Raw genomic sequence first — 18,891 nt, 5'->3', positions numbered from 1 at the left:
CCGGCCTCGCGCACAGCCCGGCGCGAGCCGAACGGAACCCACGCACGGCCGTCGGCGAAAGACCCTGGGGCCGCTCGTTCGGAACATGCCGGGCTGATCCGAACGAGAGTCCCTAGGCGCCGGTGTCCCCGGTCCGGCCCGCGACCACCAGGCCCGGCAGCTGCTCCTCGATCTCCTCGCGGGCGGCGGCCGAGAGACCGGCATCCGTCACGAACGTGTCCACCTGCTCCAGCGTCGCGAACGAGCTCAGGCCCACCGTGCCCCACTTGGTGTGGTCCGCGACCACCACCACCCGCCGGGCCGACTGGACGAAACGGCGGTTGGTCTCGGCCTCCGCCAGATTCGGCGTGGAGAGCCCGGCCTCCACCGAGATCCCGTGCACCCCGAGGAACAGCACATCGAAGTGGAGGGAGGCGATCGCCTGATCGGCGACCGGACCGACCAATGAGTCCGAAGGAGTCCGTACCCCACCGGTGAGCACCACCGTGGCGGCCCCGGGCCGCGCCCCGGCCGCGCCCCCCTGCCGCTGCGCGGCGTGGAAGACATCGGCGACCCGCACCGAGTTGGTCACCACGGTCAGATCCGGCACGTCCAGCAGTTGCTGGGCCAGCGCGTACGTCGTCGTGCCGCCGGAGAGCGCGATCGCGCTGCCGGGCACCGCCATGGCCGCCGCCGCCCGCGCGATGTCCTCCTTGGCGGTCAGCTCCAGCGCCGACTTCGCCTCGAACCCGGGCTCGTGCGTACTGGCCTCGACCACCGGAACGGCCCCGCCGTGCACCTTCTCGATGACCCCCTGGCGGGCCAGCGCGTCCAGGTCGCGGCGGACCGTCATGTCGGAGACGTTCAGCTTGCGGGTCAGCTCGTTGACCCGGACCCCGCCGCGCCTGCGGACCTCGTCGAGGATCAGGGCGCGCCGCTGCTCCGCGAGCAGGTTCTGATTCTCGCTCAACGCCGGGTCCGGTCCTTCCCTCTGGCCGTGCAGCAGTCTCTTCGGACGGGGTCATCCTGCCACGCGGTGTCGCCGGCCGCCGCACTGGGGAGATTCCGTGAGAGGGGTGCGGCCACCGGCCCTCTGACACGATCCTGATGACCACCCGTCAACACCCCCCACGACCGAGAGAGCGAGTCACTCCAGTGCCACTTGCCACCCAGGCCCCGCAGAGTCCGGGGCCCGCGCTGGAACTGCTGGTCCACGGTGTGGGCGGCGCCACCCCCCAGGAGATGCTCGACGACCCCCGTACCGTCCGCATCACCGGTGACGCGACCGCTGCCATCTACCGGCGGGCCGAGGACACGGACGCCGAACAGCACCCCGAGCGGTACCGCGACCGGCCCATCCCCGAGGCCTACTGCTGGTCCAACCTGACCTCCGGCAACGGCTCCCGCGCCCTGTGGCTGCTCCTGCTCCCGTTCATGGTGGTCAACCTCGCCCACTGGATGCGCCCCACCGCCCGCTCACGCACCCGCGCGGTGCGCCTGTACGGCGTCCTCGTCCGGCTCGTCGCGCTCAGCCTCACGGTCCTGCTGACCGCGGCGGCCTGCGAGGTCGCGCTCGACCTGGCGGCCTGGCAGTGCGCGGGCGTACCGGACTGCTCGAACCAGCGGTCCTGGCTCGGCTTCCTGTCCACGGCGCAGGGCGGCTGGTGGTCCCAGCCGGGCCGCAGGCTGGCCCTCGCCGCCCTGGTGCCCACCGCCCTGGTGGCGCTGCTCTGGTTCCTGTCCAACCGGACCTGGAGCGCGTACGAATCACAGCGCCCGCTCACCGGAACCGATCCGGACGACGACCCCGACCCGGCGCCCGCGCCCTCCCCGGCCGCAACCGGCACCGCTCCTCCCGGCCGCCCCGCCCTCGGCCGCCCCGGATTCTGGTACGGCCGCCGGCTGGTCGCCCGGCTGCGCGCCGCCCACACCGCCGCCGGATTCCTGACCGTCGCCGCATCGGTCGCGGGCGCCGCGGCCCGCCACGACCGCTCCGTCACCGGCCCCGTGCCCGGCATCCTCGGCCGTCTGATCGAGGCGGCACTGGTGCTGGGCGGGATCGTGGTGCTCTGGGTGGTCTGCCGCCGAGGCCGCAGCGAACGGCGTCTCGACAACCGCCTCGACCGCGCCCTGATCGCCTATCTGCCCGGTGCGGCCCTGGCCCTGCTCGTCCTCGCCGCGGTGTACGCGGCCTGGTCCCGTCCCGACTGGGTCTCGTCCGGTGCCCTGCCCGGGGACCTCGTCTTCAGCGTCATCACCCTCGGCCAGGGTGTACTCGTCGTCGTACTCGCCGTGGTGTCACTGAGTCTGTACCGCCGGACCCCGGAACCCCGCACCGTCATGTTCGGCCTCGGCGGGCCCGTGGTCGCCATGCTCGCCTGCGCCCTCGGCGGAGTCATGAGCGGCGGGGTCTCCCAGCGCGTCGCCGACTGGCTCGACGGGCCGGGCACCCCCGGCATGGGCCGGAACTCCGTCATCGAGGGACCGCCGGTGCTGCTCAGCTGGCAGGCGTCGGTCATTCCCGTGCTCCTGGTGCTGCTGGCCGTCCCCGCCCTCCTGCTGCTCGTCCGGACCTGGCTGGCCGCCCGCGCCCTGGAGCCCCGCATCGACCAGGAGTACGAGCAGGAGCGGCCGGACCCCGCCCGGACCCGGCAGATCGCCCGCATCCAGGCCGCGGCCGCCCTCACCGACTCCGCGCCCTGGATCCTCGGCCCGGTCTGCGGCGCGACCCTGCTGCTCGGCGCGGGGGCGGTCTGCGGGGCCTGGGTGAGCGGAGAGGTGCCCGGGATCGCGCTGAAGGGCAACGGAGCGTTCATCGAGTCCGTCGCCCAGGCCGCGCAGTCGACCGGCTCCTGGATGGTCGGACTCGGCTTCATACTCTTCGTCACCTGGGGCCGCCGCGCCTACCGCGATGCCTCGGCCCGGCGCACCATCGGCATCCTCTGGGACGTCGGCACGTTCTGGCCGCGCGCCGCCCACCCGTTCGCGCCGCCCTGCTACGCCGAGCGCGCCGTCCCCGACCTGGCGTCACGGATGTCCGGCTGGACCGGACTCACCCGCGGCAGGCTCGTCATCTCCGGGCACTCCCAGGGAAGCGTCCTCGCCGCGTCCGCGGTCTGGCAGCTGCCCGCCCACACCCGCAGCCGGGTCGCCCTGCTCACCTACGGCTCGCCGATCGAGCGGCTGTACGCGCGCTGGTTCCCGGCCTACTTCGGCCCCGGACCGCTGCACGCACTGCACCGGTCCGTGCACTGCTGGCGCAACCTGTGGCGGGCCACCGACCCGATCGGCGGCCGGGTCCGGCTCGACGAGGGGCCCGGGCCCGAGGTGGACCGCGGGCCGCTGAAGGACCCCCTGGTCTACGGGCGCACCCCCGAACATCCGCTGCCCGAGGCCGTCCTGGGGCACTCGGACTACCAGGCCGACCCGGTCTTCGCCCAGGAACGGGCCGCGCTGCTGGAGCGGCTGGACCCGGTCCTGCCCCGCCAGGCCGGCGGGGAGGACGGTTCCGGGGCCCCGCGGACTCAGGGCAGTTCCGGCAAGTCCTCGGGGTAGAGCAGGGTGAGGTCGTCCGTGCTCGGCTCGGCGAGCTGGGCGACCCGGCCCGCATGCCGCTCCACCATCGACTCGAAGGTCTGGCGCGCGGTGCGGCCGTTGCCGAACGCCGGGCCCTTGGGGAGCTCGGTGAAGTACTTCAGCAGTGCCTCCCCGGTCCCGGAGGCCAGGCTGTACTCGTGCTCGTCGGCCTGCTGCTCCACGATCCGCAGCAGCTCGGCGGGCTCGTAGTCGCTGAAGGTGATGGTCCGGGAGAAACGGGACGCCACCCCGGGGTTGACGGTGAGGAACCGCTCCATCTCGTGGGTGTAGCCGGCGACGATGACGACCACCGCGTCCCGGTGGTCCTCCATCAGCTTCACCAGCGTGTCGATCGCCTCCCGGCCGAAGTCCCGGCCGGAGTCCTCCGGCGACAGGGCGTACGCCTCGTCGACGAACAGCACCCCGCCGCGCGCCCGGTCGAAGGCCTCCTGGGTACGGATGGCGGTCGAGCCGATGTGCTCACCGACCAGATCGACACGTGACACCTCGATCAGATGACCCCGCTCCAGCACCCCGAGCGAGGCGAGGATCTCGCCGTACAGCCGGGCCACGGTGGTCTTGCCGGTGCCGGGGGAGCCGGTGAAGACGAGATGGCGCCGGACCGACGCGGCCTTGAGCCCGGCCTCCTGGCGCCGGCGGCCCACCTCGATCATGTCGGTGAGGGCGCGCACCTCCCGCTTGACGCTGTCCAGGCCCACCAGCGCGTCCAGTTCCCCGAGCACCGCGTCCGACGCGCGCGCCGGAGCGGTGGCAGGTACCTCGGCCGGGGCGGGCTCGACGGCACGCTGTCCGGGAACGCCGCCGAGCAGCCCGGGGGCCGACTGGGTCGCCGTCAGCACGGTGGGCGCCGGGGGAGCGGGGGAGCGCAGCGCGCTCTCGTCGCTCGTGCAGTCCTCCACGACGGGGCCGGTTCCCTGGCCGTCGCCGTGCGCGGCGCCCTGCTCGGCGAACTCGTACCCACCGCGCGCGCACCGCTCGGTCCGGCAACGGGTCAGCGTCGTACGGCAGCCGTCCATCACATGGAAGCCGTAGCCGTCGCTGCCGGTGACCCGGCAGCTGTCGAACGTGCCGCGGCCCTCGGCGGAGACGTAGAAACCGGCCTCGGCGGGCGAGGTGACCGTGCAGCGCTCGATCGTCGGGTCGGCGCCCTTGGTGACGATCACTCCGGTCTGCGCCGTGTCGATGGTGCAGTTGTTGAGAGTGCCTCCGCTGCCGTGGTCGCGGAACCAGGCACCGGTGGACGCCTCACGGATGCGGCAGTCGTCCAGCTGCGCGGTCGCCCCGTCGCTCACCGACACCGCCGTGTTGCGGACCTGGGACAGATCGCTGTCGACGACATCGGCGCGCGAGCCCCGGTCGAGCACGAAGATGGCGTCCGGCACGTCGTGGACCCGGCAGGAGTCCAGTATCACGGTCGCCCCGTCGCTCACCCAGACCGCCGGGTAGTCGCCCGTACTGTCGTGGATCTCGCACTGGTTGGCGTCGACGCGGGTACCGGGATCCCAGACCGAGAGGCCGTTGCGGCCGAAGCGGCGCACCGTGGACCGGGTCAGGGTCAGGACCGAACGGGAGCGCAGATCCACCGCGTTCTCGGGGATGTCGTGGATGTCGCAGTCGGCGAGCGTCAGCACGGCGTCGGTGTCGAGCGTGACGCCGTCCGCCGAAGTGCGGTGCACCGTGCAGTCGGTGAGGTGCGCGGCCGCGCGGGCGGTCACCTGTATCCCGCTGCCCTTGATCTCGTAGACCTCGCAGCCGACGCCCTCCAGGGCGCTGCCCTCCCCGGTGACGTTCAGCCCCGCCCCCGAGGCGTGGTGGATCCGGCAGCGCTCCAGCCGGGGATGCGCGCCGTCACGTACCGAGACACCGGACTGGCCGGCGGAGACGACCTCGCACTCCTCGAACACGCCGCCCGCGCCGTCGAGTACGGCGATGCCGACCCCGGCCGGGTTGTCGACCGTGCAGCGGCGCACGGTCGGCCGGGCCGCACCGCGCACCTCGATCCCGGCGGCGGAACGGGTGACGATCCGCAGGTCCGCGATCTCCGCCGCGCCGTCCTCGATCAGCAGCGCGGGGGCCGTCGAGTCCTGGCCCTCCACGTGCAGGTCCGAGACGACGGCGGAGGCGCGCACGGTCAGCGGCACCCCGTCGGCCGGGGCGATCCGCACGGAACCGACGGACCCCTCGGGGCCGCGCAGGGTCACCGCGCGGTGCAGGACGAGATTCTCCCGGTAGGTGCCGGGGGCGATGGTGAGGACATCGCCGTCGGCCGCGGCCTCCAGGGCTGCGGTGAGGGTGGCGTATTCGCCTGTGCGGCGCCGCCACCGCGATGTTCCGGTGTGCGTCACCTGGACCGTGCCCTGTGCCATGGCGCTGTTGTGCCCCCACCTCGTGCGTGTGTGATGCCCGTGTCACCGGCTTTCCGGCAGCGGTGAATCACGGGACCGCCCACCGGGAAGAGCGGGCGGGCCGGTCCACCGTAGCGCGCGCGGCGGGCGGGAGTTGACCCGATCAGCAGCTGATCAGCTGCCGGTCCCGGTCCTGCCCCAGTCCGGACCGGTCCTGGCCCAGTCCTGGTCGATTCGGGTGTACCGCCGCCGCATCATGTGCCGGACGGTCAGTTGCCGTACCCCCTCGATCAGTCCGGCGCCGAGCAGCGCCGCCCCCAGCCCGGCCAGCACCGCATGGGTGCGGGCGGTCGCGGCGTCCATGGGACGCGGTACGGGACGGCCTTCGAGGTCCGTCCAGATCTCGATCTCGGATCCGGGACGGGTCCTCCGGGAGGCGGTCATCACCGTGCCGCGGCGGTCCGTGCCGTCCGGGGCCTTCCAGCGCGCCACCACCGAGGTCTGCGAGGCGCGCTCCGAGGACGTCTCGGGATCGGTGACGAAACGAGGCGCTCGCGGTGACCGGCGCACCACGACCGCGGTGGTGGCCTGCCGTCCGGCCCGCTGGGCCCGCACCGATTTCTGCAGGGCGTCGTCGGTGTGCGCCCCGCACACCCAGCCCAGTGCCGGCGCCGCCAGCACCATGAGGAGCAACGCGACAAGAGCCACCCACGCCTCGCGCCGGTCAGTGGCGCGGCGCAGGGGATTGTGCCGCCACCGCCACACACCCGTAACCGCTCGCACAGTCCTGCACCCCCTTCCGTATCCGTCTTAGCCTGATACGGCACGCTTCGCGCGCGGAAGGAGCGAAGAGAGAGCAACTTCACCCCGGCCAACGCGCGGGACGTCCCCGTGAGTTCCCGGCCGGTCGGCCGGAACTGACGGCCCGTCCGGTCCGGGAACGCGCGAAGCCGCCGTCGAGTCCCCATGGCTCGACGACGACTTCGTGGGACCGTGCGTGATCTCCGGCTCAGTACCCCCGGCCCTGGTACGGGCGGTTGTACGGGTCCTCGTAGGGCGAGGGCGCCGGGGCCGGGCGCGGCGCGGGCGCCGGGCGCGGTGAAGCCGGGCGCATCGCCTCGTAACCGGTGCCCGGCGCGGGCCGCTGCTGATGCTGCGGAGGGGGCGCCTGATACCCGCCGCGGGTCGCGGTCGGCTGCTGCGGGATGTACGGCGCCGGGGCGTGCTGCAACTGCGCGGGCTGCATCGGCGCGTAACCCTGCTGGGCAGGCGGCTGCTGGTAGCCGTACGACGGACCGGGCTGGGAAGGCGCCGCGGGAAGAGCCGGCAGCGCTGCCGGGAGCGCCGGCAGATAGCTGTTGCCGGTGTCGTAGGCGGCAGGCACTCGGATCGGAGCGATCTGAGGGGTGCCCCGCTCCGCGACCAGGGAGTCGTAGATCGGAGTGTCGGGGAACGACGGTGCGGCGTAGTAGCCGCCGCCGTAGGTGGAGCGGGGGGAGGTCATGACACCTAAGTTAAGCCCACGATGTGCTGGTTGGGGAGTCCCAATCCTGCGCTCATCCGTTTTTCGCTGGTTCTGCCCGCCGGACCCGTCAAAACATCGTGAAAGTTTCCGTCGGCAGCGGGAGTCATTCCGTGGGAGGGCCCCTCGCCGACGAGAAGTGACGGATGGTCTTTTCGGCCCGCCCGGCGCCCGGCCGAAGGGGGAAACTATTACGCCGATGCTTTCGGGCTCCCGAATCCGGGACCGGAGAAGTCCGGGCTCCCGAAGTCGGGGCTGGAGAAATCGGGGCTGCGGTAACGCAGGACCGCCTCCCGGTCGCTGTCCGTGGGCAATGCGTCGGGTTTCCGGAGTTCCTCGCGGAGGAAGGGGAGAAGGGCGTTGTCCCGAAGGCTTCGCAGCCAGGCTTCGCGCGCTTTGATCACTTCGGGCGATCGGTCGGCGAGTGAACTCGGAGTGGACGCCGCGTGTTCCACGGCTGTGCGGTAAAGGGAGAACAGGCCGACGGCCGCGGCCACTGCACCGATGGCGAAGCCGGTCCAGCCGGCGGTGATCAGAGCGTCGGCCGTGGGCGTTCGTACGCCCGCCAGGACCAAGCCGTAGCCGATCAGCAGGAATACGGCCGCGGCGACGCCGGCGAGGATTGGAGTGAGGACAGCGAGGACAGGCAGCAGACCTGCCCCGTGCCTCTCCTGCGCTCCGTGGCCGGACAGCGGAAGGGCCCGGTGTGCATCCTCGACCCCGGCCGTCCGCTGCCGCAGGGACGTGTAGGCCCGGTACTCGGTGTCGGCGGCCATGGCGATGCGCGCTCCGGCACCGAGCCCGCGCAGACGCAGCTGACCGGTGGTGAGGGGGGACCGCTCCAGCAGCCCCTGTATCTCGACGGTCCGTATGGCCTCGTCCAGCGCCAGTGCGTAGTCGGGTCCGTCCTCGTCCCGCAGTCTGTACGTCCTGTTCATGCCATTCCCCCTCGAAATACGGACTTGGTCGGGAGCCCTCTTCGTCCGGCGGACAGAGGGGGTGGGCGTGCCGGGTGCACGGCACGCCCGCGCCGCTGAGGGCCTTTGGGGCGAAATCGGCCGGCGGGATGCCGGCCGCGACGCGGTCTTCGCGGACCGCGTCACGTCCGGACCGGTCGAAGTGGCCGTCGGTGCCGCCCGCGACGATTCAGAGGCTGACTCCGAAGTCCGCGACGATGCCGCCGAGGCCGGAGGCGTAACCCTGGCCGACGGCGCGGAACTTCCACTCGGCTCCATTGCGGTACAGCTCACCGAAGACCATGGCCGTCTCGGTGGACGCGTCCTCGCTGAGGTCGTAGCGGGCGATCTCGGCCCCGCCCGCCTGGTTGACCACGCGGATATACGCATTGCGGACCTGGCCGAAGCTCTGGCCCCGTCCCTCCGCATCGTGGATGGAGACCGGGAACACGATCTTCGCGATGTCGTCCGGTACGGCGGCCAGGTCGACCTTGACGGTCTCGTCGTCCCCCTCGCCCTCCCCGGTGAGGTTGTCGCCGGTGTGCTCGACCGAACCGTCCGGGCTCTTCAGGTTGTTGTAGAAGACGAAGTGCTCATTGGACTTCACCTTCCCGGCCCCGTCGCACAGCAATGCGCTGGCGTCCAGGTCGTAGTCCGTCCCGGTGGTCGTACGGACGTCCCAGCCCAGGCCGACGAGGACCGCGGTCAGTCCGGGTGCCTCCTTGGTCAGCGAGACATTTCCGCCCTTGGCGAGGCTCACGCCCATGGACTTCTCCCTCTGTTGCGCATCGGTGTGCCCGCGAGTGACCGTGCGGGCACCGGGTGACCACTTAAATCTACAGCACTGTAGAGTTGGGGACGGGCTGCAGGCCCGGGGTCTGTCCGCGGCGCGAGAGGCCCGAGCGGCTGGGTACTATGCCCCGGCGCCCGGCAGTTGTGGCGAGAGGCACCGGGGCAACGGTACGAAAGGGGCCGCGTCGTGGGCGCAGAGGAAGACGGCCGTACACGGAAGCCACGCGCCCGCCGACGCGGACAGGGTGAGCTCGAAGCACAGGTGCTGTCCGTGCTGGGCCGGGCCACCGAGCCCGTCACGGCGGCCTGGGTGCAGGAGCGCCTCGAAGGCGGCCTGTCGTACAGCACGGTCATCACGATCCTGACGCGGTTGTTCGACAAGCAGGCGGTCACGCGCACCGGTTCGGGACGTCCGGTTCTGTGGCAGTCGACGGAGAGCGGCGCGGGGCTCACCGCTCGCCGTATGCGGCGGCTCCTCGATCAGCGGGACGACCGGGATGCCGTGCTCTCCAGCTTCGTCTCCGCGCTGTCGCCCGACGACGAGGATCTCTTGCGGTCGCTGCTCAACGAGACCGGTCCAGGAACTTCCGACCCGTCCACGGATGAACCGGAGAGTTGAACCGATGGGCTTCTTCGTCTATCTGCCCCTCGTTCTGCCTCTCACGGCGCTCCCCATGGCCCGCCTGGCCGAGCGGCACCTGCACCCGCGCAGCGCCGCCCGTCTCCTGACCGCCATCGCTGTCATCCTCGCGTCGTGCAGCACCCTGTGCCTCGGTCTTCTGGTCGTGGTCGGTACCGCCCAACTGCCCGGCAATCCGCTGCCCGACGGCTGGTCGGACGACGAGGTCCGGGAGGCCGTTCCGCACGACAGGATCGCCGGAAAGGCGTCGATCGTCGCTCTCGCGGCCGTAGCCGTGGTCTGCGCGTCCACGATGCGGCGCCACTACCGTTTTCGGTCGCGTGCGCACAGGGCACTCGCGGAGTTGCCCACGACGTCCGAGGTGGCCGTTCTGCCCGACAGCGTGCCGTATGCCTACGCGTTACCCGGCTCACCGGGCCGCATCATGGTTACCTCCGCCATGCTCGACTGCCTGACGACGGCCGAGCAGGGTGCGCTCCTCGCGCACGAACGGGCCCATCTCGCCGGTCGGCACCACCGCCTGCTGCTCGCCGCCCAGTTGGCCGGCTGCGCCAACCCGCTCCTGCGACCGCTGCGAGCGGCCATCGCGTACAACACGGAGCGCTGGGCGGACGAGGAAGCCGCCATCGACACCGGGGACCGGCGGCTGACGGCCCGCGCCGTCGGCAAAGCGGCCCTCATCTCTCACCGGGGCACCGCTCCCGCTGTCGCCGCTTTCGCCGCTGTCGGGCCGGTGCCCCGGAGGGTGGCCGCTCTGTTGGGTCCGGTCCCGCCGGAGCGGGGCTGGCCGCCGGCCCTCACCTCCACGGGGGTTGCGGCGTTCATCGCCGCGGCGGGAACGGCGGTGTCCACCCTGTCCTCGCTGAACGCGGCCTTCGCGTTGTACGTCGTACTCGAAGCGGCGACGCCGCTGTAGCCGTGGCACCGAGTCCACGGAACCCGCCGGAAGCGCGGCGGAACCCGGTACCTCCGGCGCCGGAGTCGTGCGCGCGGCTCGTCCGGCACGGTGCCGTCCATGAGGCTGCTGACCGTCGGGGGGGCGGAAAGGGGCGAACGTATGCTGCCACTGCCAAGTGTGAAGAACGCCGAAGGTCCCCCGACACCCTCCCGGTGTCGCGGCCCCGTCGCAAAGAAGGATGAACCACAGATGATTACGCTCAAGAAGGAAGACGGCCCGGCGGATCTGGACGGAGTGACTCACCTGTCCATCGGAGTGTCCTGGGACCCCACCGCCGGCAGCAGCGGCGGGGTGATGGGGATACTGCGTCGCAAGTCCGGTACCGACCTCGACCTGATCGCCGTCGCGATGCAGGGCGGAGACCCGGTGCGCCTGGCCGGCCTCGACTCCCTGGACCCGATGGGCAACGGCTCGCTGGTGCACAGCGGCGACAACCAGACCGGGCGAGGGGACGGGGACGACGAAACGGTGACCGTCGAGTTCGCGCGGATACCGTCCCACATCACGTCGATCGTGTTCGTCGCCGCGGCTTACAAGAAGGGCAGTTCGTTCCAGAAGGCACGCAACATCAGCTTCAAGGTGTACGACGCGACCGGGGGTACCTCCCAGCAGGTCGCCGACATCTGGCCGAGCCTGCTCACCCAGGACAACGGCTGCGCCGTGGCCAAGGCGGTGCGCGTGGGCGACAGCTGGAAGCTCGAAGTGATCAACACGACGGGGAAGATCAAGCAAGGCAATGAGCACGCCTTGATGCGCTTCGCCGTGAGCAAGTAGTACGCGATGACCGGATCCGGGCCGGGCCCGTGTCCGCTCGATGGACCGCCGACGCAGGCCGGCACTGTTTCGCGGACGACGGTCCGGACTCGGCGACGAGCGCGGGCCGAGTGGCGCGCATCGCGCCCGTCAGGGGCTGGCTCCGTCGAATCCGTACCGCAGTGGCCCGCTCTTCACCCGGAGGTCGCGGCGGTAGATGTGCAGCGCCTGCGCGCGCACGCCGTGCGACGGGGCCTCCAGTTCGCAGGGGTATGTCACCTGGATCGTCCGCGGCCGGTCGGTGACCCGCATCCGTAGGCCGTCTGCGGGCCCTCCGACGAGTACCGCCGCTTCCCACCCCGCCGGGCTGCCTGTGCTCATGACGACAGTTTAAGCATTGCGCAACCTTTGAAGTGAAGTGAGTTGAGTCACGCCGTCATGGGTGGGGCGAGCGTTTCGGCGGCGTGTGGCGCCACGCGCAGAGGCTTGGCTTCGCGGCAGCCGGAGCGGCCTGCGGCGAGTAGCTGTGCATCGTCGTACGCCCGGCGCCGTACCGACGGGTGTCCGGATGCCCCGGGCCCCACGGCCCGGAACGGGCCGATCCTGCGTGAGGGGGGAACGCGCCACCTCGTACGGCGCGTACGGGCGCCGCGTCGCTGGTCGTGCGATCGGCGGTCCGACGTGACGGCCGGTCAGGCGTCCGGCCCGGGGGGCGGGCTCCGGGCCGGACGCTCTCGTACGCCTCGTCGACGGTCAGCGACTCAGACGCTCGGGCCGAGGAACAGGCCGGGGCGGCGCCCTCGGGGACAGCGCGCTCGACCCGGACGCGGCGTTCCGCGCCCATGCGGCGGCCAGTGCCTGCCTGGCCGTCATGCACACCGCACTGGTGCGCTGGGCCGAGGACGACGGACGGACCGAGCTGCCCGAACTGATCGCGGGGGCGCTCGCCGCGGCCTTCGGCGAAGACACCGCCGGCACCGGCCCGGACAGATGAGCAGGATCTGACGGACACCGGTGGCCGGGCCGGGACGTCGCCCGGGGCGGTCCGGGGGATTAGGTTGGCGGAGAAAGATTTTCGGGAGCCGGACTCGCGATGGGGGCGAGCATGACCATGCAAAAGGGAGCCAATGTTCCGGTGGCGGCTCAGGCCGTGCGGGTCGAATTGGGGTGGCGCGCCTCCCCGGGGACACCGGACGTGGACGGCTCGGCGCTCCTTCTCGTGTCGGGAAAGGTGCGCAGCGACGCCGACTTCGTCTTCTACAACCAGCCCGCCCACGCATCCGGCGCCGTTCGCCACGAGGGCAAACGGACGTTCGGCGGCGCGATGACGGACAGCCTCGCGGTCGACCTGACGCGCGTCGAGCCGGCCATCGACCGCGTGGTCCTGGCGGCCTCCGCGGACGGCGGCACGTTCGGCCGGGTGACCGGCCTGTACGTACGGATCACGGACGCGGCGAGCGGCAGGGAACTCGCGCGCTTCGACAGCGCGGACGCGACGGTCGAGACCGCGTTCATCCTCGGGGAGCTCTACCGGCGCCAGGGTGCCTGGAAGTTCCGGGCCGTCGGCCAGGGATACGACAGCGGTCTCGAAGGTCTCGCGACCGACTTCGGGATTTCCGTCGACGAACCGCAGCAGACCCAGCGGACTCAGCCGTATCACCAGCCCCCCATGCCTCAACAGCCTCAGAGCGCAACGCGGGTTGACCACCGGCCGCCGGTCCCGCAGGCACCTCCGACGGCGCCGCCGGTACCTTCAGCACCTCCCGCCGCCGCACCCGTCCGCCTCTCCAAGGTGACACTCACCAAGGAAGCACCGCTGGTCTCCCTCGCCAAACAGGGGGGCACTTCGGGAGTGCTTCGCGTCAACCTCAACTGGCAGGTGCGCAAACAGTTCAAGGGCTGGGGAAGCAAACTCGGCAGAGCGGTCGCCAACCACTCGGACCTCGATCTCGACCTCTGTGCTCTCTACGAACTGACCGACGGCCGCAAGGGAGTCGTGCAGGCGCTGGGGAACGCGTTCGGCGCTCTCCAGCACCCTCCCTATATCCATCTCGACGGGGACGACCGCACCGGCGCCGTCGACACCGGCGAGAACCTCACGGTCAACCTCGACCACAGGGACAAGCTCCGGCGCGTCCTGATCTTCGTCACCATCTACGAAGGCGCCCGGAGTTTCGCCGATCTCCACGCGACCGTCACTCTCCAGCCCCAGCACGGCGCGCCGATCGACTTCTCGCTCGACGAATGCACCGTCCCGTCCACCGTCTGCGCGCTGGCGCTCCTGACCAACAACGGGGGAGACCTCACGGTGCAGCGCGAGGCCCGCTATCTCGTCCCCGAGCGCGGGGTGAGCCCGCAGCGCACCATCGACTACGCCTACGGGTGGGGCATGAACTGGACGCCCGGCCGTAAATGACCCCCCGGCGGTCCGGTCGGCCCTGCACCCATCGGCTCACCGCCGGCTCCGCTCACCGGTCCGGCGCGGCCTCGGGACGGGCGTACGTACGCCCCTTCCAGGCCGCGCCGCGGCCCCGGTAGTGCTGCACCGCCGAATCGACCGTCATCAGCAGATAGAGCACGGCGGTGAACGGCAGCAGCGGCGCCTGCCACAGCGACTGCCGGTAGTAGCCCAGCATCGGCAGATACGTCCCGGCCATCACCGCCCAGGCCGAGCCGCCCGCCCACGCCGCCACCGAGTCACCCGTCAGCAGCCCGGCGACGAGCACGACCGGCGGCGCCGGATAGACCAGTGCGAGCCCCAGCACCGTGCCCAGCAGCAGCGACGGACTGTGCCGCAACTGGGCGTACGCGCTCCGTGACACCATCCGCCACAGGTCGGTCAGCCGCGGATACGGCCGCACGCTGTCCACCCGCTCCGCGAGCCCCAGCCAGATCCGCCCGCCGCTGCGCTGCACCGCCCGCGCCAGCGACACGTCGTCGATCACCGCCTGCCGGATCGACTCCGGCACCCGGGCCCGCTCCGCCGCCCCGGTCCGCAGCAGCACACAGCCACCGGCGGCCGCAGCCGTGCGCGCACCCGCCCGGTTCACCCACCGGAACGGATAGAGCTGCGAGAAGAAGTACACGAAGGCGGGTACGACCAGCCGCTCCCAGACGCTCGACACCCGCAGCCTCGCCATCTGGGAGACCAGGTCGAAGCCGCCCGACACGGCGGCGCCGACCAGTTCGCGCAGACTGTCCGGCTCGTGCGCGATGTCGGCGTCCGTGAGCAGCAGATACTCGGGCTCCCGGGCCCGCGCCAGGGCGATCCCGTGCCGTACGGCCCAGAGCTTGCCCGTCCAGCCCGGCTCGGGCTCTCCCGGCGACACCACCGTCACCGGCAGTCCTCCGTACCGCACGGACAGCGCGCGGGCGACGTCCCCGGTCCCGTCCTTGCTGCAGTCGTCGACGAGGAAGATCTCCGCCCTGCCCGGATAGTCCTGTGCCAGCAGCGACGGCAGGCTCACCGGCAGCATGTCGGCCTCGTCACGTGCCGGCACCACGATCGCGACGGACGGCCATCGGTCGGGGACCTTCCGGCGGGGCAGCCGCTGGCCGGTCCGCCAGAAGAACCCCTGTCCCAGCAGCAGCCACACCCATGCGGCCAGCGAACCCACGGCGATCCAGGCAACGGCGCTCATTCGCCGCAGTCTGCCCCACCGGGACGGAACCGCAAGGGCGGTCGACTATGGTGACCGGGTGAAGATCGCGCTCATGGACTCAGGAATCGGCCTGCTCGCGGCAGCCGCCGCGGTACGTCGGCTGAGGCCCGACGCCGATCTGGTGCTCTCCTCCGACGCCCCCGAAGGCACGCCCTGGGGGCCGCGTACGCCCGAGTACGTGACCGACCACGCGCTCGACGTGGCCCGCGCGGCAGCCGCCCACCGGCCGGACGCACTGATCGTCGCCTGCAACACCGCCTCCGTGCACTCCCTGCCGGCCCTCCGCGCCGCGCTCGAACCCACGCTGCCGGTCATCGGCACCGTCCCGGCCATCAAGCCGTCCGTCGCCGGCGGCGGCCCGGTCGCGATCTGGGCCACGCCCGCCACCACCGGCAGCCCGTACCAGCGCGGACTCATCGAGGAATTCGCCCGTTCCGTCGACGTCACCGAGGTGCCCTGCCCGGGGCTCGCCGACGCCGTGCAGAACGCCGACGAGACCGCGATCGACCGGGCCGTCGCCGCGGCCGCCGCGCTCACCCCGCGTGACGTCCGGGCCGTGGTTCTGGGCTGCACCCACTACGAACTGGTCGCCGAACGCATCCGCGCCGCCGTCCGGCAGCCCGGTCTGCCGCCCGTCGCGCTGCACGGATCCGCCGGCGCCGTCGCGGCCCAGGCACTGCGCCGGATCGGGGCCGAACCCGCTCCGTCGGCCGAACCGTCCACCTCTCTCGCGGTGCTCGTCGGCGGCCGCCTCGCCGAGCTGCCGAAAGCCGCTCTGACCTACGCGGAGGGGCGCCTGCTGGGCGCCGTCAGCCCGGCCCGCTGACCCCGCGGGGGCCGTTCGTCCCATCCCCGGCGTGCGGAAACTTAAGTACGCTGCTTGACATGAGGGACCACCCCCGTAATCCCCGGCACACCGGAGCCGACCCCCACTCCGCCGTCTGGATCGGCCGGGCCACCAACCGGGCCCAGTGGGTACTCGCGGCCGCCGGCGCGGCCTGCCTGGCGCTCGGCGTCCAGCTGGCCGTCAGCTCGAACTGGACCTCCGGGATCGCCCCGCTGCTGATGTCCGTGATCGGCTGTGTCGCCGCCGGACTGCTCATGCTGTTCGGCACCCTCGCCTTCGTGAACGTGGCCGTCAGGATCGACGGGGACGCCCTGGAGGTGCGCTGCGGCCACATGGGCCTGCCGCGCCGCCGGATCCTGCTCACCCATGTGGTGGGCGCGGAGTTCGCACCCGAGGTCACCCCGCGTCAGTGGGGCGGCTGGGGCTACCGCTGGCGCCCCGAGCAGGGCACGGCCGTGGTGGTCCGCAGGGGTGAGGGCCTGGTGCTCCGGCTCGGCGACGGCAGGACGTTCACCATCACCGTCGACGACGCCGAGGCGGGCGTACGGTTCATCCGCGAGCGCCTGCACCTCCCGGCCACCGGCGCGACCGCCGGAGCCTGAGGGCCGGATCCGGACGGGAATGCGCCGGAACGATCCGGTACGAAGGGTTCCACCACACGGGCGGGGCTGCCGCACCCACAGCCGGCCACCGTAGACTCCGCCGGGTGAGCGCCACCATCACCCAAGTCGAAGCCGCGCAGCCGGCCTCATCCCCCGTGTCCCGGAGGCGACGCCTCCTGCGGCCCGCCGCCGCCGTGATCGCGGGTGTCCTGCTGTATCTGAGCTTCCCGCCGCGCCCCCTGTGGTGGCTGGTCCTGCCCGGGTTCGCCCTGCTCGGCTGGGTGCTGCACCGGCGCCGGCTCCGGGCCGGCTTCGGACTCGGCCTTCTCGCCGGACTGGGCTTCATGCTGCCGCTGCTGCACTGGACCGGCGAGGAGGTCGGCCCGGTGCCGTGGCTGGCGCTCGCCGCCGCCGAGGCGCTGTTCATCGCGATCGGCTGCATCGGGATCGCCGCCGTCAGCCGCCTCGCCTGGTGGCCGGTGTGGGCCGCCGCGGTCTGGGCACTCGACGAGGCGGTCCGGGCCAGGGTGCCGTTCGGCGGCTTCCCGTGGGGGAAGATCGCGTTCGGACAGGCGGACAGCGTGTTCCTGCCGCTCGCGGCCGTGGGGGGCACCCCGCTGCTCTCCTTCGCGGTGGTGCTCTGCGGCTTCGGCCTCGGCGAAGCGGTACGCCAGTTCCGTGCCTACCGCCGTACGGGCACCCTGCCGCGGGCGGCCGTCGCCGCCGCGGCCGCGACCGTCCTGGTACCCGTCGCCGGAGCGCTCGCCGCGCTGCCCCTCGTCGACGACTCGGCCGAGGACGGCACCGCGACCGTCGCCGCGATCCAGGGCAATGTGCCGCGGCTCGGACTCGACTTCAACTCCCAGCGCCGTGCCGTCCTGGACAACCATGTGCGCCGCACGGAACAGCTCGCCCGGGAGGTGGAGGAGGGCAAGGTCCCGCAGCCCGACTTCGTCCTGTGGCCCGAGAACTCCTCCGACCTCGACCCGTACCGGAACGCCGACGCCCGGATCGTGATCGACGACGCGGTGAAGGCGATCGGCGTGCCCACCGTGATCGGGGCGGTGATCGAGCCCGACACCGGGAAGCTGCGCAACACCCTCCTCCAGTGGGATCCGAAGAAGGGCCCGGTCGACACCTACGACAAGCGCCACATCCAGCCGTTCGGCGAGTACATGCCGATGCGTTCCGTCGCACGGATCTTCAGCTCGGACGTGGACCGGGTGCAGCGCGACTTCGGCCCCGGGAAGAAGGTCGGCGTCTTCGACCTGGCAGGGACCAGCGTCGGGCTCGTGACCTGCTACGAGGCCGCGTTCGACGACGCCGTACGGGACACCGTCACGCACGGCGGCCAGCTGATCGCCGTACCGAGCAACAACGCCACCTTCGGCCGCAGCGAGATGACCTACCAGCAGCTGGCCATGTCCAGGGTGCGGGCAGTCGAGCACAGCCGCTCCGTCGTGGTCCCCGTCACCAGCGGGGTCAGTGCCGTCATCCGCCCGGACGGCACGATCGTCCAGCAGACGAAGCTGTTCACCCCGGACGCGCTGGTGGACGAGGTGCCGCTGAGGTCCTCGCTGACGCCCGCGACCAGGATGGGCACGCTCCCCGAAGGGGTTCTCGCGCTGATCGCCGTGGCCGGGCTCGGCCTGGTCGTCGTCCGTTCGGTGCGGGTCCGGCGCAGCCGGTGACCCACCGGCCGCGCCGCGTAGGGTTGGATCATGGCTACTCCTGATTTCATCCGCGAGATCCGCGCCACCGCCGGCCAACAGCTGCTCCTGCTGCCGGGAGTCACCGCAATCGTCTTCGACGACGAGGGCAGAGTGCTCCTCGGGCGCCGCTCCGACACCGGCAAATGGTCGGTCATCGGCGGCATCTGCGAGCCCGGCGAGCAGCCGGCGACGACCGCGGAGCGCGAGGTGTTCGAGGAGACCGCCGTGCGCTGCGTGGCGGAGCGGGTGGTGCTCACGCAGGCTCTGGAGCCCGTGCAGTACGCGAACGGGGACCGCTGCCAGTACCTCGACGTGACCTTCCGCTGCCGGGCGACCGGCGGCGAGGCACGCGTCAACGACGACGAGTCGCTGGAGGTGGGCTGGTTCCCGGTGGACGCGCTGCCCCCGCTGAACGAGTTCGCGCTCTTCAGGATCAAGCAGTCCATGACCGACGAACCCACCTGGTTCGAACGCACCGCCCAGCAGTGACCACCGCTGTCCGCCGGGCGGCCGGGCCTCCCGGCCG

General features: G+C 71.9%; 18 protein-coding genes. 10 read left to right on the top strand and 8 right to left on the bottom strand.

What is annotated here, in order from left to right:
• Positions 1-112 precede the first annotated feature (112 nt).
• Positions 113-949 carry a DeoR/GlpR family DNA-binding transcription regulator gene (locus tag ACWCPY_RS13925; RefSeq protein ID WP_451264557.1) on the bottom strand — a complete coding sequence of 279 codons (837 nt, stop codon included), beginning with the start codon at positions 947-949 and terminating at the stop codon, positions 113-115.
• Positions 950-1,086: 137 nt separating this feature from the next.
• Between ACWCPY_RS13925 and ACWCPY_RS13920 the strand changes: the two genes are divergently transcribed.
• On the top strand, positions 1,087-3,534 hold the full coding sequence (locus ACWCPY_RS13920; RefSeq protein ID WP_451264555.1) for a hypothetical protein: 2,448 nt from the start codon (positions 1,087-1,089) through the stop codon (positions 3,532-3,534).
• Here ACWCPY_RS13920 and ACWCPY_RS13915 read toward each other — a convergent pair.
• The 5 genes from ACWCPY_RS13915 to ACWCPY_RS13895 form a co-directional block, all read right to left on the bottom strand.
• On the bottom strand, positions 3,504-5,942 hold the full coding sequence (locus tag ACWCPY_RS13915) for a right-handed parallel beta-helix repeat-containing protein (RefSeq protein ID WP_451264553.1): 2,439 nt from the start codon (positions 5,940-5,942) through the stop codon (positions 3,504-3,506). The two genes, ACWCPY_RS13920 and ACWCPY_RS13915, sit on opposite strands and share 31 nt — an antisense overlap.
• Positions 5,943-6,095: 153 nt before the next feature.
• The gene (locus ACWCPY_RS13910) at positions 6,096-6,704 is read right to left on the bottom strand and encodes an Rv1733c family protein (protein WP_451264552.1); all 609 of its coding nucleotides are present in this window, start codon (positions 6,702-6,704) and stop codon (positions 6,096-6,098) included.
• Between the two features lie 226 nt (positions 6,705-6,930).
• Positions 6,931-7,425, bottom strand: coding sequence for a DUF6643 family protein (locus ACWCPY_RS13905; protein ID WP_451264550.1), 495 nt, complete (start codon positions 7,423-7,425; stop codon positions 6,931-6,933).
• Between the two features lie 209 nt (positions 7,426-7,634).
• Positions 7,635-8,381 (bottom strand): hypothetical protein, encoded by a 747-nt coding sequence (locus ACWCPY_RS13900; protein WP_451264548.1) that lies wholly within the window; start codon positions 8,379-8,381, stop codon positions 7,635-7,637.
• Positions 8,382-8,589: 208 nt separating this feature from the next.
• Positions 8,590-9,165: a TerD family protein gene (locus ACWCPY_RS13895; RefSeq protein ID WP_451264546.1), complete on the bottom strand. Its 576-nt coding sequence runs from the start codon at positions 9,163-9,165 to the stop codon at positions 8,590-8,592.
• Positions 9,166-9,378: 213 nt separating this feature from the next.
• On the opposite strand from ACWCPY_RS13895, the gene ACWCPY_RS13890 reads away from it, so the two are divergent.
• The 3 genes from ACWCPY_RS13890 (at position 9,379) to ACWCPY_RS13880 (ending at position 11,563) form a co-directional block, all read left to right on the top strand.
• Positions 9,379-9,810, top strand: coding sequence for a BlaI/MecI/CopY family transcriptional regulator (locus ACWCPY_RS13890; protein ID WP_451264544.1), 432 nt, complete (start codon positions 9,379-9,381; stop codon positions 9,808-9,810).
• Positions 9,811-9,814: 4 nt separating this feature from the next.
• A complete protein-coding gene (locus ACWCPY_RS13885) occupies positions 9,815-10,747 on the top strand; it encodes a M56 family metallopeptidase (RefSeq protein ID WP_451264542.1) in 933 nt (310 codons plus the stop codon).
• A gap of 231 nt (positions 10,748-10,978) precedes the next feature.
• Positions 10,979-11,563: a TerD family protein gene (locus tag ACWCPY_RS13880; RefSeq protein WP_403775406.1), complete on the top strand. Its 585-nt coding sequence runs from the start codon at positions 10,979-10,981 to the stop codon at positions 11,561-11,563.
• Positions 11,564-11,692: 129 nt separating this feature from the next.
• Here the strand turns inward: ACWCPY_RS13880 and ACWCPY_RS13875 are convergent, their stop codons facing one another.
• Positions 11,693-11,923: a hypothetical protein gene (locus ACWCPY_RS13875; RefSeq protein WP_451264540.1), complete on the bottom strand. Its 231-nt coding sequence runs from the start codon at positions 11,921-11,923 to the stop codon at positions 11,693-11,695.
• Between the two features lie 490 nt (positions 11,924-12,413).
• On the opposite strand from ACWCPY_RS13875, the gene ACWCPY_RS13870 reads away from it, so the two are divergent.
• Together ACWCPY_RS13870 and ACWCPY_RS13865 are read left to right on the top strand one after the other, a co-directional pair.
• Positions 12,414-12,536 carry a hypothetical protein gene (locus tag ACWCPY_RS13870; RefSeq protein ID WP_451264538.1) on the top strand — a complete coding sequence of 41 codons (123 nt, stop codon included), beginning with the start codon at positions 12,414-12,416 and terminating at the stop codon, positions 12,534-12,536.
• A gap of 99 nt (positions 12,537-12,635) precedes the next feature.
• Positions 12,636-13,958 (top strand): TerD family protein, encoded by a 1,323-nt coding sequence (locus tag ACWCPY_RS13865; protein WP_451264536.1) that lies wholly within the window; start codon positions 12,636-12,638, stop codon positions 13,956-13,958.
• 52 nt (positions 13,959-14,010) lie between these two features.
• Here ACWCPY_RS13865 and ACWCPY_RS13860 read toward each other — a convergent pair whose 3' ends face one another.
• Positions 14,011-15,183 (bottom strand): glycosyltransferase, encoded by a 1,173-nt coding sequence (locus ACWCPY_RS13860; RefSeq protein WP_451264534.1) that lies wholly within the window; start codon positions 15,181-15,183, stop codon positions 14,011-14,013.
• Between the two features lie 58 nt (positions 15,184-15,241).
• Between ACWCPY_RS13860 and ACWCPY_RS13855 the strand changes: the two genes are divergently transcribed.
• From ACWCPY_RS13855 to ACWCPY_RS13840, 4 genes are all read left to right on the top strand, one after another.
• Positions 15,242-16,030, top strand: coding sequence for a glutamate racemase (locus ACWCPY_RS13855; protein ID WP_451264532.1), 789 nt, complete (start codon positions 15,242-15,244; stop codon positions 16,028-16,030).
• Between the two features lie 59 nt (positions 16,031-16,089).
• Positions 16,090-16,653 (top strand): hypothetical protein, encoded by a 564-nt coding sequence (locus tag ACWCPY_RS13850; RefSeq protein ID WP_451264530.1) that lies wholly within the window; start codon positions 16,090-16,092, stop codon positions 16,651-16,653.
• Between the two features lie 104 nt (positions 16,654-16,757).
• Entirely contained in the window at positions 16,758-18,344 is a 1,587-nt protein-coding gene (gene lnt, locus ACWCPY_RS13845) for an apolipoprotein N-acyltransferase (RefSeq protein ID WP_451264528.1), read from the top strand.
• Positions 18,345-18,374: 30 nt separating this feature from the next.
• Positions 18,375-18,854, top strand: coding sequence for an NUDIX hydrolase (locus ACWCPY_RS13840; protein ID WP_451264526.1), 480 nt, complete (start codon positions 18,375-18,377; stop codon positions 18,852-18,854).
• Positions 18,855-18,891 lie beyond the last annotated feature (37 nt).

The organism is Streptomyces sp. NPDC002403, assembly GCF_053593015.1.
This window is presented reverse-complemented; position numbering and strand designations above follow the sequence as displayed.